This window comes from Nocardia sp. NPDC051756, from assembly GCF_040681495.1.
Classification (GTDB): Bacteria; Actinomycetota; Actinomycetes; order Mycobacteriales; family Mycobacteriaceae; genus Nocardia.
On the sequence record NZ_JBFAYV010000005.1, the window covers coordinates 388,928 to 406,072 of the forward strand.

The 17,145-nt window shown below is 69.9% G+C and carries 5 protein-coding genes; 2 read left to right on the forward strand and 3 right to left on the reverse strand.

Features of this window, described 5'->3' with window-relative positions:
* The first annotated feature begins 189 nt into the window (after nt 1-189).
* Entirely contained in the window at nt 190-1,113 is a 924-nt protein-coding gene (locus tag AB0M22_RS23805) for an alpha/beta hydrolase (RefSeq protein ID WP_364730738.1), read from the forward strand.
* On the opposite strand, the gene AB0M22_RS23810 is transcribed toward AB0M22_RS23805, so the two are convergent.
* The 3 genes from AB0M22_RS23810 to AB0M22_RS23820 all read right to left on the reverse strand — a co-directional run bounded on the left by AB0M22_RS23810 (nt 1,110) and on the right by AB0M22_RS23820 (nt 16,717).
* Nucleotides 1,110-1,892 carry an ABC transporter permease gene (locus tag AB0M22_RS23810; RefSeq protein ID WP_364731938.1) on the reverse strand — a complete coding sequence of 261 codons (783 nt, stop codon included), beginning with the start codon at nt 1,890-1,892 and terminating at the stop codon, nt 1,110-1,112. The two genes, AB0M22_RS23805 and AB0M22_RS23810, sit on opposite strands and share 4 nt — an antisense overlap.
* A gap of 142 nt (nt 1,893-2,034) precedes the next feature.
* Nucleotides 2,035-3,030 (reverse strand): ATP-binding cassette domain-containing protein, encoded by a 996-nt coding sequence (locus tag AB0M22_RS23815; RefSeq protein WP_364730741.1) that lies wholly within the window; start codon nt 3,028-3,030, stop codon nt 2,035-2,037.
* A 55-nt stretch (nt 3,031-3,085) separates the two neighbouring features.
* A complete protein-coding gene (locus AB0M22_RS23820; protein WP_364730743.1) occupies nt 3,086-16,717 on the reverse strand; it encodes an amino acid adenylation domain-containing protein in 13,632 nt (4,543 codons plus the stop codon).
* On the opposite strand from AB0M22_RS23820, the gene AB0M22_RS23825 reads away from it, so the two are divergent.
* Nucleotides 16,704-17,078 (forward strand): hypothetical protein, encoded by a 375-nt coding sequence (locus AB0M22_RS23825; protein WP_364732016.1) that lies wholly within the window; start codon nt 16,704-16,706, stop codon nt 17,076-17,078. The genes AB0M22_RS23820 and AB0M22_RS23825 overlap by 14 nt on opposite strands.
* The last annotated feature ends 67 nt before the right edge of the window (nt 17,079-17,145 follow it).

Genomic DNA, 17,145 nt, shown 5'->3' on the forward strand with positions numbered 1-17,145 from the left:
ATCCGCACCTGGAATAGGGCCCTAGAGTCGGTGCGGATCCCGAGTCAGGGTGCGGATCTGCGGCTGGCGGTGCGGCGGAGACGCTGCGGGATCCGGGTTGCGGTGGAGGGTTCGGGGGAGATCGGCTGGGGTACTTAGGGTCTGGCGCGACCAACGGGATCGTCGCAGTGCGCGTGGGGAGGCAAGGGAATGGCGCGGGAGATCGATGTGAGTCACGAGGCTCGGGAGTTTGCCGAGCAGATCTGGCAGTCGGGGGTGAAGCAGATGGTGGTGACGGTCGAGGCGGCGAAGGCCGCGGTGGAGATGACGCGGCAGTTTCCGATGGCGAAGGAGCCGCCGCCGGAATTCACCGAGCAGTTCGCGGTCGATACCGAGGTCACCACCGATGTGCGCGGCAATGTGTGGGTGGTTTATACGGCGACGGAGCGGGACCGGGCGCCCGAGCGGACCGTCGTGTACACCCACGGTGGCGGTTTCGTGCTGCGGATGTCGCCGGACAGTTGGCAGCTCTGCGCGGATGTGATCACCGAAACCGCGGCGCGCCTGGTCATTCCGCTATACCCGCTGGCGCCCGAGGGCACCGGCGAGGTCATCCCGGACATGATCGCGGACATCGCGGCGAAGCTGATCGCCGACGAAGGTCCCGAGCGAGTGACGCTGCTCGGTACCTCCGTCGGCGCGACGATCACGCTGTCGGCCGCGCAGATCCTGCGCGACCGCGGAGTGCCGAATCCGCAGCTGACCGCGCTGATCGTGCCGGTGCTGGACAACCGCTACAGCGATCCGGAGATGGCGGAGATCGATCCGCTCGACCCGTTCCTCAGCCCGGAAGGATGCCGCTACTTCGGCAGCCTGTACCAAGGCGACCTGGACGTGACCGACGCCCGCGTGAGCCCGATGCTCGGCGACAACGACCACCTCGGCCGCGTCCTGCTGTTCAGCGGCACCTACGACATCCTGAACTGCCAGGCCCGCAAATTCGCGGCCAAGTCGTTCACCGGCACCCACCTCGAGTACCACGAGGCCCCGCAGATGATCCACATCTGGACGGCCGCGCCGATACCCGAGGGCCGGGCCGCGCTGCAAACGCTCTACAAGGCGATCTGGGGTTAGTGGCTGGCCACCTTCCGGTAGCGCAGCAGCGCCAGCGGAACCGCGACCGCCAGGATGACGAGTGAGCAGCCGATCGCGTATCCGACACAGTGCTCGGCGGCCCACCCCGTGGGGTGCCCGAAGGAGGGCGGGGCGTCATTGTCGAAGAGTTTGCGCCCCGCGGCGGAGACCGCGGTAATCGGATTCCACTCGGCGATGGTGCGCAGCGGACCCGGAAGGGTTTGGCCGGGAATAAAAGCCGACGAGATGAACGACAGGGGGAACAGCCAGATCAGTCCCGCGCTCTGCGCCACTTCGACGTTGGGCGCCAGCAGACCGGTCAGCGCACCGACCCAGGACATCGCGAACGCGAAGAGCAGGATCACCCCGAAAGCCAGTGCCGCGTCGGCGATTCCGCCGTTGATCCGCCAGCCGACCACGTAACCGCAGCCGACCATGACGGCCACGCTGAGCACGTTCACCACCAGATCGGACAACGTGCGCCCCATCAGCACCGCCAGCCGCGACATCGGCAGCGTGCGCATCCGATCGATGATGCCCTTCTGCAAATCACTGGCCAGCCCAACCGTGGTGAACGCCGCATTGAAAGCCACTGTCTGCGTGAAGATTCCGGCCAACAGGAACTCGCGATACTGACTACCGCCCAAGGATGCGCCGAAGATATAGGCGAACAGGAACACGAACATCAACGGCTGAATAGTCGCGGTCACCAACAAGGTCGGCACCCGCAGAATGGTCAGCAGATTCCGGTGCGCGACGATCGCGCTATCCCGGAAGATCCGAAACTGCGGCCCCGATTCCAGCTGAGCCACTTGCATTTTCGGCGCATCGACCACGGCAGTCACGACTGCACCTCGCTGGCGCTCGGTTCCGTCGTGCCTGCAAGGGCGACTGGGTCTTTGGTTCGTTCGCTACGCTCACTCACGAGAGAATCTCCTCTGTTACGTCATCGGTTTCTGGCTGGCGCTCGGCCGAATCGCGGGCCGCGGTGCCGGTGAGCGAAAGGAATACGTCGTCCAGGCTCGGGCGATGGACATTGGCGTCCACCACGCAGACGCCCGCGTCGTCGAGCCGGCGCAACGCCTCGACCATGGTGCGCGAGCCGTCGCCGACCACGATCGACGCCTCGTTGGTGTCGGCCTCGTGGCTCGGCTCGCCGATGCCGACCTGGGCGAGCACGGTCAGCGCCGGCTTCACGTCCTGCCCGGCGGCGAGGGTGACGGTGAGCCGGTCACCGCCGATGGACATCTTCAGTTCGTCCGCCGATCCGCGCGCGATCACCCGGCCGCGGTCGATCACGGTGATCCGATCCGCGAGCAGATCGGCTTCTTCCAGGTACTGCGTGGTGAGCAGAACGGTGGTGCCGTCGTCGACGAGTTCGCCGATGACGCGCCACATGTCGAGCCGGCCGCGCGGATCGAGCCCGGTGGTCGGCTCGTCCAGCACCACCACCGCGGGTCGGGCGACGAGCGCCCCGGCCAGGTCGAGCCGCCGCGCCATACCGCCGGAGTAGGTGCCGGCCCGGCGGTCCGCGGCGTGCTCCAAGCCGAACGCGCTCAACAGTTCCATCGCGCGCATGGTGGACTGCCGCGGCGACATCCCGTACAGCCGGGCCACCATGCGCAGGTTCTCGTATCCGGACAGGTTCGCGTCCACGGCGGCGTACTGCCCGGACAGACCGATCCGCCGCCGTGCCGCACCCGGATTGCGCAGCACGTCCACCCCGGCCACCCGGACCGATCCGGCGTCCGGGCTGAGCAGCGTGGTGACGATGCGGACCGTCGTCGTCTTGCCCGCACCGTTGGGCCCGAGCAGCCCCATCACGGTGCCGGTCGGAATTTGCAGGTCGATGTTGTCCAGTACCCGGATCTTGCCGTAGCTCTTCACCAGGCCGTGGACTTCTACTGCCAAGCTCACTGGTTTACCTCCCCGAGCGCCGCGATCGCGGCCGGTCTGTCGGCGGACCCCTGCATCACCTTTGCTTCTCCTTCTTCCTGATCCCGATGGCAGGCTTGTCGGATCGCGAGCCGTTCTTGCTCCGCTTGAGCGTCGGCAGCTCGGGATCGCCGTCGAGCCGGCGACGTAAGACCGAACCGATCGCGGCCAGCGATTCGGGTGCGGTCATCGCCGAGTGCCTGCACGGCAGCTCATGATCATCAATCGCGCCGGTGACGAACGGCTGCCACGCGGCCGCGCGGCGCTCCGGATCGGCCCGGTTGATCTCGTCCGCGGCGGCGGTGAAGAACAGCACGTCACCGTCGAAGACCCGAGGCCGGAAACCGTGCGCGAGCAGGGTGCCGTTGGTGTAACCGGCGTAGAGCCGTTCGAGGTGCTCGACGGTGAGCGCCGCGAACGGTCCCGGCCGCGCGCGCAGCAGCTCTGCCGCGTCGCGCAGGTTCATCGCCGGGTCGATCGGGGTGTCGAGCTGGCCGCTGCCGAACTCCTCGATGATCTCGGCCACGCTCGGAATCGCGTGTTCGAGCCAGGCATCGGAGAGCCGGTAGCTGTCCATCATCGACAGCAGGGCGACCTCGTCGCCCGCGTCTTGCAAGCGCACCGCGACCTCGTGCGCGATCAACCCGCCGAGCGACCAGCCGAGCAGGTGGTACGGCCCGACCGGCTGGATCGACTTGATATGGGCGACATACTGTCCGGCGGCCTCGGCGATCGAGGCGAAGCCGTCCTCCCCCGCGACATGCGGCGCCTGCAACCCGTACACCGGGCGGTCCGGCGCGAGGTGCGCGAGCAGACCCGAGTAGCACCAGGCCAGCCCGATCGCGGGATGGATGCAGAACAGCGGGGCCGCGGCGCCGTTCGGGCGGATCGGCAGCACCGGTCCCAGCGCCGCCGCGATGCCCGCGCCTGCCCCGTCCAGCCGGGCGGCGATGGCGGCCGGGGTCGCCTCGCCGAACATCAGCTGCACCGGCAGGTCGAGGCCGTTGGCCCGCACCTGCGCCACCACCTTCGTGGCCAGCAGCGAGTTGCCGCCGAGTTCGAAGAACCCGTCGTCGGCGCCCACCGATTCCAGGCCGAGCACCGCGGCGAAGGCCGCGCACAGTGCCGACTCGGTCGGTGTCGACGGCGCGCGGTAGCCCTCGGCGGCGGCGAACACGGGTTCCGGCAACGCTTTTCGGTCCAGCTTGCCGACCGGGCTGAGCGGCACCCGATCGAGCAGCATGATCGATTGCGGCACCATGTAATTCGGCACCAGCTCGGCCACGTGCTCGGTGAGTTCGGTCGCGGTGATCCCGTTGCGCGCCTTCACATAAGACACCAGCGCGGTGGTTCCCGCGGGGGTGCGATGCCCGATGGTGGTGGCGAACTCGACCGCACCGTGCCGCGACAGCGCCGCGTCGATCTCGCCGAGTTCGATGCGGAAGCCACGGATCTTGACCTGATGGTCGGTGCGGCCGACGTACTCGATCTCGCGTCCCGAGCCCGTGCTGCGCCCCGCGGCCAGCGAACCCGTCCCGGACCACCAGCGCACGAGGTCGCCGGTGCGGTACATCCGCTCCCCCGGCTTGCCGTACGGGCTCGCGACGAACCGCTGCGCCGTGAGACCCGGCCGATTGAGGTAGCCGCGGGCCAACGCGGCACCGGACAGATGCAGCTCGCCGGTGACGCCGACCGGCGCGGGGTGCAGGCGGGTGTCCAGGATGGTCGCGCTGACCCCGCGGATCGGCCCGCCGATGGTGATCGGCCCGCCCGGGGTCAGCGGCTGCCCGATCACCGTGACGATGGTCGTCTCGGTGGGCCCGTACACGTTGTACAGGTTGCGGTTCGGCGCCCAGCGGGTGACCAGGTCCGGCGGCAGCGCCTCGCCGCCGACCAGCACGTGCCGCAGCTCGGTGACGCCGGCCGGGTCGACCGTGCCGAGCGCGGAGGTGGTGATGAACGCGTGCGTGATCGCCTCGTCGATGAACACCCGGCCCAGATCGTCGCCGCCGACCACGCCGGGCGGAGTGATCACCAGGGTGGCCGCGCCGCCGAGCGCGAACAGCAGGTCCAGCATCGCCGCGTCGAAACTCGGTGTCGCGAAATGCAATACGCGGCACCCGGGCCGGACGTCGAAGCGCTGCGCGGTCTCCGCGGCGAAGTTGGACAGGCCGCCGTGGGTGACCACCACGCCCTTCGGCGTGCCGGTCGAGCCGGAGGTGTAGATCACGTACGCCGGGTTGTCCATCCGCAGCGGTGCGGTGCGCTCCGCGGCGGTGATCGGCGCGTCGGACGAGTCGAGCACCAGCCCGCGGAAGTGCGCGTCGTCCAGCACTATCCAGTCCACGCCGCCGGGCAGCTCAGCACGGTAGTCGCCGAGCGTGATGCCCAGCGCCGCACCGGAATCCGACAGCATGTGCTCGATCCGGTGGGCCGGGTACAGCGGGTCGACGGGCACGAACGCGGCGCCGGCCTTGGCCACCGCGAGCACCGTCGCCACCGATTCGACCGAACGCGGAATACCCAGTGCCACCAGCGTTTCCGGCCCGACGCCGCGCCCGATCAGCACGCGGGCCAGCCGGTTCGTCCACCGGTCGAGCGCGTCGTAGCTGACCTGGGTGTCCTGCGAGCGCAACGCGATCGCCTTGCGGTCGACGTTCACCGCCGCCTCGAACACCTCCGGGAAGGTGACCGGACGGTCCGCCTCCGCACCGCGCACCGGAGCCAGCCCGGACCATTCGGCCGGATCGAGCAGCTCCAGATCTCCCACGGCGGTAGTCGGATTCGCGGCTACCGCAGCCAGCAGCCGGACCAGGCGCTTGCCCAGCAGCAGCGCGGTCTGCTCGTCGAACAGATCGCTCGCGTAGTTCACCGACAGCGTGATGCCGGCCGGATCGCGTTCGGGCGTCTGCGATTCGGTGAGGGTGAATTGCAGATCGAACTTGGCGATGCCGGTGTCCACGTCGGCCGCCTCGATCCGCAGATCGGGCAGATCCAGCCCGCGCACCGGCTGGTTCTGCACCGAGAGCATCACCTGGAACATCGGGTGATGCGCTTGCGAGCGCGCCGGATTCAGCACCTCGACGAGCCGCTCGAACGGCACGTCGGCGTGCGCGAACGCGTCCAGGTCGGTGTCGCGGACGGTGTGCAGCAGGTCGGTGAAGCGGGCATCCGGATCGATCCGGGTGCGCAGCACCAGCGTGTTGACGAACATGCCGATCAGCCGGTCCAGCGCGGGGTGACCGCGGCCGGCGATGGGCGTGCCGACGGTGATGTCGTCGGTCGCGCTCATCCGGTGCAGCAGCACCGCGAGCGCGGCGTGCAGCACCATGAACATGCTGACGTTGTTGCTGGTCGCGACGGTGTGCAGTTCCCGGTGGGTGCTCGCGTCGACCGCGCATTCGACCAGTCCGCCGCGGTAGGACGGCATCGGCGGACGCCGCCGGTCGGCGGGCACGGTGAGCAGCTCGGGGCTGCCGTCCAGGGTGCGCCGCCAGTAGGCGAGCTGACGGCTCAGCACCGAGTCGGCGTCGTTCTCCACGCCGAGCGTGTCCTGTTGCCACAGGGTGTAATCCGCGTACTGGACGGTGAGCTCGGACCACTCCGGCGTGCGTCCGGCGCAGGCCGCCCGGTAGGCGGTGGCCACGTCGAGCGCCATCGGCTCGAGCGACCAGCCGTCCATGGCGATGTGGTGCACCACCAGGACCAGCACGTGCTCGTCGGACACCTCGGCCGGGTTCTGCACGCCGGTGTCGCCGTCGGGCGAGACCGAGATCAGCGCGGCCCGGATCGGCACCATGCCCGCGAGGTCGAATCCCGGTGCGGCGAAACGCCGTACGGCATCGTCCACCTCGTGCGGGGTGACCGTCGCGACGAACAGCGTGATCGCGGCGGCGGCCAGATCGAGGACCTGCTGGGCCGGTTCGCCGTTCGTCTCGGGGAACACCGTCCGCAGCGTCTCGTGCCTGGCCTGCACGGCATGCAACGCCATCACCAGCGCGTCGACATCGAGCTTGCCGTTCATCCGCAGCACGACCGGCACGTTGTAGGCGCCCGCCGTCTGCTCGGCCGCCTCGCCGGATCCGTTGAACCGGTTGAGGAACCACAGCCGGCGCTGCGCCGCCGACAGCGGAATCCGCTCGGGCCGGTGGCGTCGCACCAGCGCCGGACGCGCGTCCGAGCCGGTCGGCCCGGAGTCGAGCAGCGCGGCCAGCGCGGACACCTTCGGCGCGGCGAACACGGTGCGCACTTCGAGCCGGATATTCGTCGCCGCGGCCAGCCGGGCGACGAGTTGCGTTGCCAGCAGCGAGTTTCCGCCGATGTCGAAGAAGCTGTCGTCGGCGTTCACCGAGTCGACGCCGACCAGATCCGCCATCACCCGGGCGACCAGCAGTTCGGACTCGGTCTGCGGCGCCCGCGCGGCGACGTCGGCGACGAGCTGCGGTTCGGGCAGCGCGGCGGTGTCCAGCTTGCCGACCGGGGTGAGCGGAATCTGTTCCAGCACGGTGATACTCGTCGGCACCATGTGCGACGGCAACTGCGCGCCCAGATGGGCGCGCACCGCCTCCACATCCACACCTGCGTGCTCGTCGGCGGCTTGGACGAAGGACACGATCCGGTCCGCGCCCGCGATCTGGCGAACCTCGGTGTGCGCGAACCGCACTCCGGGATGCTCGCCGAGCGCGGCGGTGATCTCGCCGAGCTCGATGCGGAAGCCGCGCACCTTCACCTGATGGTCGCTGCGGCCGAGGTAGCAGAGCTCGCCGGCGCCGTTCCAGCGCACCACGTCACCGGTGCGGTACAGCCGGGCGCCCGCGGGTCCGTACGGGTCGGCCACGAAACGCAGTGCGGTGAGCCCGAATCGGTCGAAGTACCCGCGGGCCACGCCGTGTCCGCCGAGGTACAGATCGCCGGGCACGCCGACCGGCACCGGGCGCAACCGCTCGTCCAACACCAGCGCCCGCGCGCCGCGGACCAGGGTGCCGATGGTGACCGGCCGGTCCGCGGTGAGCGTCGCGATGCTGGCGACGACGGTCGTCTCGGTCGGTCCGTATCCGTTGAACATGGCCCGTCCCGGCGCCCAGCGGGCCACCAGGTCGGGCGCGCACGCCTCGCCGCCGACCATCAGCGCCCGCAGGTGCGGCAGCGGCCAGCGGTCGTGGTCGATGGTGGACAGCGCGGCCGGGGTGAGGAAGGTGTGGGTGATCCGCTCCCGTTCCAGCAGCGCGGCCAGCTCGTCGCCGCCGTAGACCTCCGGCGGGCAGATCACCATGGCCGCACCGGAACCCACCGCGAGCAGCAGATCGAGCATGGCCGCGTCGAAGCTCGGCGAGGAGAAGTGCAGCGTGCGCGAGTCGCGGTCGACCCGCATGCGGTCGCGCAGCTCGTCGGCGAAGTTGGACAGTCCGGCGTGGGTGACCGCGACGCCCTTGGGTTTTCCGGTGGAGCCGGAGGTGTAGATCAGGTACGCGAGATCGGCCGCCTCGATGGTGCACAGGCGGTCGAGGTCGTCGACCAGTGCGTCGTCGTAGGTGTCCAGCTCCGTGGCGAAATCGGGTTCGTCCAGCAGCAGCCAGTCGGTCGACGGGCCGTCGAGCGCGGCCGCGTACAGCCGGTCGGCGTGCTCGGTGACGGTGACGCCGACCCAGCAGCCCGCGTCGCTGAGCATGTGCCGCACCCGGTCGGCCGGGTAGTTCGGGTCGACCGGCACGAACGCGGCGCCGGACTTGACCACCGCGAGCAGCGTGACGACCGACTCGACGGATCGGGTGAGCCCCAGCGCGACTCGGTCGCCGATCCCGATATCCCGCGCGAGCAGGGCGCGTGCCAGCCGGTTCGAGCGGCGGTCCACTTCGGCGTAGGTGAGCGTGGTGGTGCCCGACTGCACCGCGGTGCGCTGCGGATGCATGTGCGCGGTGGCGGTGAAATACGCGGACAACGTGCACTGCGGCATGGTCGCGCCGCCGGTCGCGGGGGCGAACAGGCGCCGCTCCCGCTCGGTGCGAGCGTCGATGTCGCGCACCAGGACTCGCGGATCGGCGGTGACCGCCGCGAGCACCCGCAGGAACCGGTCGGCCAGGGTGTGGATCGTGGACTCGTCGAAAAGCTCGGCGGCGTAGACGAATTCGAAGGCCTGACCGGGCTCGCCCGGACCGGCGTCGCAACCGATGTGCGCGACCCGCAGCTCCAGGTCGAACTTGGCCAGCGCGATGTCGAGTTCCTCGGCGCGCAACGCCAGATCCGGCAGCTCCAGCACCGGGACGGGTCCGTCCTGCACGCTCAGGGCCACCTGGAACAGCGGGTGACGGCCGAAACTGCGTGCCTCGCGGCCCAATTCCTCGACGATGCGCTCGAACGGGATGTCGGCGTGCGCCATCGCGGCCAGCTCGGTGTCCCGATCGGCGCGCAGCAGGCCCGCGAAGGTGCGGTCCGGATCGACGTCCGAACGCAGCACCAGCGTGTTGACGAACATGCCGACGAGCTCGTCGAGCTTGGTGTCGGTGCGGCCCGCGACCGGCGTGCCGATCACGATGTCGCGGCCGCCGGTCACCGAGCGCAACAGCACGGCAAGCGCCGAGCGCAGCACCATGAACATGCTGACGCCCTGCTCCTTGCCCAGGTCGGCGAGCGCGCGCTGGACCGGTTCGGGCACGGTGAATTTCACCGCGCCCGCCCGCTGCGTCGGTTCCGCGGGGCGCGGCCGGTCATATGGCAGCGGCAGTTCGTCGGGCAGATCGGCCAGCGCAGTGCGCCAGTACGCCAGCTGGTTGCCCGCGAGGCTGCCCGGATCGTTCTCGTCGCCGAGGCAGGCGCGCTGCCACAGCCCGAAGTCCGCGTACTGCACCGGAAGTGGCGCCCAGGCGGGTGCGGCGCCCTCGTGCCGCGCCACGTAGGCGGCGGCCAGGTCCCGGGTCAGCGGGCCGAGCGACCAGCCGTCGGCGGCGATGTGGTGCACCACGATGCCGAGCAGGTAGCGCTCGGATCCGGTGCGCAGCAACGTCGTTCGCAGCGGGGTGTCGCGCACGAGATCGAAACCGGTGTGCGCGAGGGTGCGCAATGCCGTCGCCGCGGCCGCGTCGTCGAGATCGATCGGATCGATCGTCGGCAGAGCGCGCGAAGTCGGCAGCACCGACTGCTGGGCCCCGTTGTTGTCCTCCGGGAAGACCGTCCGCAACACCTCGTGCCGCTCGACCACGTCGGTGAGCGCCGCCCGCAGGGCCGCCACATCCAAATCTCCCGCGATTCGGATAACGAAAGCGATGTTATATGCGCTCGATTCGGGAGAATATCGATTGAGGAACCACAGTCGCTGCTGCGGCAGCGACAATGGAATGCGTCCCGGACGCGTGGTCTGCACAGCCAGCGCCAACCGCTGCGTCCGGGGCGCTTCCGTGAGCCGCTCGGCGACGCCGGCGATGCTGGGCGCCTCGAAGATCACCCGCACCGGCAGGTCCACGCCGAACTCCGCGTGCAGCGCCGCAGCGAGCCGGGTGGCAAGCAGCGAGTTACCGCCGACGTCGAAGAAGCTGTCCTCCGCGCCGGTGATCGGGCGGCCGAGGATGTCGCCGAACACGCCCGCGACCCGCATCTCCAGCTCGGTGCTCGGCGCGCGCGAGGAGCCGATGGCGGCGAAAACGGGTTCCGGGAACGCCTTTCGATCCAGCTTGCCCGCCGGGGTGACCGGCAGCTCGTCGAGCACGATGACCGAGGCGGGGACCATGTACCCGGGCAGCCGCTGCCGCGCGGTCTCGACGATCTCCGCCGCGTCCACCGGCTCGTCGGCGGTGACATAGGACGCGAGTCGCGGTTGCCCCTGCTCGTCGGTGTGCACGATGGTGAGCGCGAAACTCACGCCCGGGTGCTCGCGCAGCACGTGGTCGATCTCGCGCAGCTCGATGCGGAACCCGCGGATCTTGATCTGATCGTCGGCCCGGCCGAGGAAGCGCAGCTGCCCGCCCGTTTCGACGACCACCAGGTCGCCGGTGCGGTACATCCGCTCGCCGCGGCGGCCGTGCGGGTTGGCCGGGAACCGTTGCGCGGTAAGGCCGAATCGCCCGTGATAGCCGCGCGCCAGGCCGGGTCCGGACAGGTACAGCTCGCCCGGCGTGCCCGGCGGCACCGGATGCAGTCGTCCGTCCAGCACGAACAGCCGCATGCCGCGGATCGGCCTGCCCAGCGGCACCGGGCGGCCCGGCACCATCGGACCGGTCGCGGTGGCCGCGACGGTCGCCTCGGACGGGCCGTACATGTTGTGCATGCGGTGCTCGACCGACCAGGTCTCGACCAGTTCCTCCGAGCACGCCTCGCCGCCGACGATGACCGCCTCGAGCTCGTCCAGCCCCGTGGTCGGCACGGTGGCCAGCGCGGCGGGGGTGACGAAGGCGTGGGTGACCCGCTCGTCGCGCAGGAACGCGGCGAGTTCGGTGCCGCCGTACAGCCCGGCCGGCGCCACGACGATGGTCGCGCCCGCGGCGAAGCCGAGCAGCAGTTCCAGCACCGACGCGTCGAAGCTCGGCGAGGAGAAGTGCAGGGTCCGAGCCGAATCCGAGACGCCGAACAGATGCATCTGCTCGTGCGCCAGGGACGCGAGCCCGGCGTGGGTGATGATCACCGCCTTCGGCGTGCCGGTCGAGCCCGAGGTGTAGATGAGGTAGGCCGGGTGCACCGTGCACAGCGGATGGTGCCGGTCGGCATCGGTGATGGGATCGGTTGAGTAGGCGACGGATTCGGCGGCCAGCTCCTCGGAGCCGAGCACCAGCCAGTCGACCTGATGCTTGCGGTGCCTGCCCCGCGGCGCGGGCCACTCCGGCATGGCCGCAAGGCATTCCGCGTCGGTCAGGCCGAGCAGCGCGCCGGAGTCGGTGATCATGTGCGCGATCCGCTCGCCCGGGTAGCCGGGATCGATCGGCACATACGCCGCACCGGTTTTCGCGACCGCCCAGACCGCGGTGATGGCGTCCAGGCCGCGCGGCAGCGCGATGGCGACGACCACCTCGGGGCCCGCACCGTGCTCGATCAGCGCGCGGGCCAGCTTGTTCGATGTCTCGTCGAGCTCGCGGTAGGTGGTGTCGATGCCGAGGTAGCGCACCGCGATCGCGTCCGGCAGCCGTTCGGCGGTGTCGGTGAGCAGCCGGGCCAGGGTGTTGAACGGCTCGGCCGGGGAGCCCGCGATCGGCACCAGGTTGGCGAGTTCGCGGCGGTCCAGGATGGTCAGGTCGCCGATCGGCATGCTCGGCGCGGCGACCACCGCGTTCAGCACGGCGACGAACCGGCGGGCGAAGGACTCGACCGTCGATTTGTCGAAAATGTCGGTGGCGTAGCCGAATTCGGCGGTCAACGGACCGTCGGAGGTGTCGTCGTGTACCACCAGTTGCAGGTCGAACTTGGCGATGTCGGAGACGATCGGCAGCACCTCGGCCTGCACGCCGGACAGCTCGACCCGCAGATCCGGTGCGCGGTCGTAGGACAGCATCACCTGGAACAGCGGATGCCGGGCGGCGGAGCGTTCCGGGTTGACCACCTCGACCAGCCGCTCGAACGGCACGTCGGCGTTGGCGAAGGCGTTGAGGTCGGTCTCACGGGCCACGTCGAGCATCCGGTCGAAGCCTGCGGCAGGGTCGACCTCGGTGCGCAGCACCAGGGTGTTGACGAACATGCCGACCAGCTCGTCCAGCGCCGGGTCGGAGCGGCCCGCGATCGGGGTGCCGATGGCGATGTCGGTGCTCGCGCACAGTCGCGACAGCAGTGTGGCCAGCGCGGCGTGCAGCACCATGAACATGCTCACGCCCCGGGTGGCCGCGAGTTCACCTGCGGCGCGGCGGATTTCGGGGGAAATGGTGAATTCGACCCGGCCGCCGGTGGTGGCGCGGCGCATCGGTCGCGGGCGGTCCAGCGGCAGGTCGAGCTGGTCGGGCAGCAAGGCCAGTGCCGAACGCCAGTGCGTCAGTTGGCCACTCAGCGCGCTGGCCGGATCGGATTCGTTGCCGAGCAGTTCACGCTGCCACAGCGCGAAGTCGGCGTACTGCACCGGCAGCGGGGTCCACTGCGGCGCCGCGCCCTCGGTGCGTGCCGATACCGCCATCATGAGGTCCCTGGCCAGCGGCGCGATCGACCAGCCGTCACCGCAGATGTGGTGCAGCACAACGAGAAACACCCAGCTGTCCGGTCCGGTGGTGTAGAGCGCCACCCGCACCGGGGCCTGGATGCGCAGATCGAAACCGTAGCCGGCGAATTCGGTGGCCAGCGCGGCCACGTCGGCGCCGGTGGCGTCGATCGGGTCGAGGGTGAGCGGGATCTCGGCGGCGGGGTGGATGAGCTGGCACGGACCGTCCGCGGACTCCGGGAAGGTGGTGCGCAGGCTCTCGTGCCGCTCGATCACGTCGACCAGGCCGGCGCGCAGCGCCTCGACGTCGAGCGCGCCCTGGATCCGCACGGCCAGCGGCATGTTGTAGGCCGCCGCGTGCTCGGCGAACCGGTTGAGGATCCACAGCCGCTGCTGTGCGAGCGAGAGCGGGATTCGCTCCGGACGTTCGGCCGCAACGAGTTTCGGCGAGGCGACGTCGGTGGTGTGGGTGGCGAAGCACTGGGTGAGCGCGGCGATGGTGGACGCCTCGAACAGGTCGCGGATGGTCAGTCCGGTGCCGAGGGCGGCGTTGATCCTGGCCACCGCGCGGGCGGCGATGAGTGAGTTGCCGCCGAGGTCGAAGAAGCTGTCCTCGACGCCGATGTCGTCGGTGCCGAGCACCTCGGCGAAGATGCGGGCCAGCACGCGCTCCACCTCGGTGCGCGGCTCGGCGGTCGATCTGTTGGCCGAGCGGGTGCCCACCGCGGGCGCGGGCAGCGCCTTGCGGTCGATCTTGCCGTTGGCGCTGAGCGGCAGCTCGTCGAGCTCCATCAGCGCGGACGGCACCATGTAGGCGGGCAGGGTGCGGCGCAGCGCGGTGAGCAGCGCGGCCGTGTCGATCCGCGACACCGGATGCGGGGCGCCGGCGGACGGAACCGCCGGGCGGTACTCCTCGGCGTCGGGCACCGCGACGACATAGGCGACCAGTTCGTCACCGTTGCGTCCGGTGTGGGCCACGCAGACCGCCCGGGCGACGCGGTCGTCGGCGAGCAACGCCGCCTCGATCTCGCCGAGTTCGATGCGCAGGCCGCGGATCTTGACCTGGAAGTCGCTGCGGCCCATGTATTCCAGCACGCCGGGGCGACCGGTCGCGAGCTGCCAGCGGGCGAGGTCGCCGGTGCGGTACATCCGGACGCCGGGGGCAAAGGGGTTGGCCACGAAGCGATCCGCGGTCAGCCGCGGCTGGCCGAGGTAGCCGCGGGCCAGTTGCACGCCGGCCAGGTACAGCTCGCCCACCACGCCGGGCGGCACCGGGCGCAGGCGCGAATCCAGCACGTAGGTCTGGGTATTCCAGACCGGTGAGCCGATCGGCACGCTCGCCGGGTCGGCCGGGCACGGCCAGTAGGTGACGTCGACCGCGGCCTCGGTCGGGCCGTACAGGTTGTGCAGCGCGGGGCCGTGCAACGCCGCGTGGAAGTCGCGGACGGTCGCGGCAGGCAGCGCCTCACCGCTGCAAAAGACCTGACGCAGCGCGGTGCAGCCGCGCACGTCGGTGTCGGTGACGAAGACCGACAGCATGGACGGCACGAAATGCGCGGTGGTGATCCGCTTTTCGGTGATCAGCCGGGCGAGGTAGCCGGGGTCGCGGTGGCCGTCGTGCTCGGCGACGACGAGGCGCGCGCCGATCTGCAAGGGCCAGAAGAACTCCCAGACCGACACGTCGAAGGTCGCCGGGGTCTTCTGCAAGACCGCATCGGTGTGATCGAGCGGGTATTCGTGCTGCATCCAGCGCAACCGGTTGACGATCGCGGCGTGTGTGACGCCGACGCCCTTGGGCTTGCCGGTCGAGCCGGAGGTGAAGATCACGTAGGCGAGGTGGTCGGCGCGCAACGCGGACGTGCGGTCGGCGTCGGTGATCGGGGTACCGGCGTAGCCGGACAGGTCGACGGTGTCGACGGCGAGCCGGTTCACCGGCAGGGTGAGTTCGTCGCGCTCGGCGGTCAGCACGCAGACCGGTGCCGCCTGCCGCACGATCTGCTCGATGCGCTCGGCCGGGTGCTCGGGGTCCAACGGCAGGTAGGCCGCGCCCGTCTTGGCGATCGCGTACATGCCGACGACGAGGTCGAGGCTGCGGCGCAGGCACAGCGCGACCACCCGCTCCGGTCCGGCGCCGCGGTTGATGAGCAGGCGGGCGAGACGGTTGGCTCGGTCGTCGAGTTCGGCGTAGGTGAGTGCCTCGTCGCCGAATTCGAGGGCGATGGTGTCGGGGCTGCTCACGACGCGCTCGGCGAACAGGCTCGCCAGGGTGCCGGTGTGCGGCGGGGTTTCGGTCGCGTTCCAGTCGTGCAGGACCCGGGTGCGTTCGGCCGCGGTGATGGCGGTGAGCGTCTCGGCGAGAGTGTCCGGCGCGGCGGTGAGGAAGCGGGTGAGGAAGTCGAGGTAGCGGTCGTGGTGGGTGGCCACCTCGGTCTCGCTGTAGAGCCGCGGGTTGGCCTCGAAGTCGACGTGGATGCGGTTGCCGACGCCGTTGTACAGGTTGACCGACAGGTCCTCGACGGGCCCGGTGGCCAGCACGTTGAGCGAGCCGACCAGGTTGCCGAATTTCAGCTCGTTGTGGAACAGCATGATGTTGACCATCGGGCCGAAGAAGCCGCGGGCGTCCCGGGAGTAGCCGCAGTCGCGGCGGATGTCGTCGTGCCGGTAACGCTGGTGGCGCAGCGCGCCGGTGATCTGGAGTTCGGCGGCCTTGACCACGTCGGCGACGGTGGTCTCGGCGGTGAACCGCAAGCGGATCGGCACCACGTTGGAGATCACGCCCGCAGAGCGGCGCAGCGAGACCGTGGTGCGCGCGGAGACCGGCAGGCTGAGCACCACATCCGGATTGCCGGTCACCGAGCGCACGTACGCGCCCAGCGCCGCGACGAACAGCGCCGAGTTGGCGGTGCCGAACGCGGCGGTCGCGGTGTCCACCGCGGACTGGGCGCGGTCGTCGAGCACCGCGGTGGCGGTGCGCCGGCCGACGTCGTGGCTGGCCGCGGTGACGGTGACGCCGCTGAGGCTCATCGGCTCGCCGGCCCCGGCCAGCTGCTCGAGCCAGTAGTCGCGGTCCGCGCGGAACCGGCTGGTGTCGCGGTAGCGCACCTCGTCGGCGTAGATCTCGGTCAGCGGCGTCGCCCGGGAGGCGACCGGCTCGGTGTGGTTCTCCAGCGCGGTGTAGATCTCCGCGGTGCGGGTGAGCGCGTTCATCGCGCCGTAGCCGTCGATCACGATGTGATGGGCACGGGCGTACCAGATGTAGTCCGAATCCCCGGTCCGCAGCACCACATTCGTGCTGAGCGGATCGCGTTCGAGATCGATCGGCGAGCTGGCGTGCTCGCTCATCCAGCGCAGCGCGGCGGCGTGCGGGTCGGCCTCGTGGCGCAGATCGACCCGCGCCCAGCCCGGCCTGCGGGCGGAATCGACCAGCTGATGCGGGATTCCGTCGATCTCACGCAGGCGCACCTGCCCGACCTGGGTCTCCGCGCCGAACCGCTCGATGGCGTAGAGCAGCCGCCCGACATCCAGGTCACCGTGGATCTCCACGTACTGGGCGATGGTCAAGGGCACATCCGGGCGAATCCGCTGCGCGTACCAGAGCGCCGTTTGCGCCGGCGACAAAACGAACGGTTGTGCCGAAAATTCGCCGGATGAACATTGGTCGACGCGATCCGTGGCCAATGAACTCATCAATCACTCCGTTCTGCCGCTGTTGAAGCAACTCCACGTGCATCGCCACACAGTCGGCGCGCAGGCGCCGACCACGGACGTGATCTACGCCTTTAGATTCGGAGCGTTAGAACGGGCGGATTGCCGACGAGTTGGATTTGTTTCACATCCAACGCCGTTGGCGGGTCGTGATTTTGGTAGCTACATCGTCGCGAACTGGGCGATTTGGGCGCATTGGGTCAGCGAAACGCCAGGAAGATAGGTGACGCGACAAGAAAACGCCCGCGTACCCCACGCGGTTCGGCGAATATTGCGCTACATCACAATTC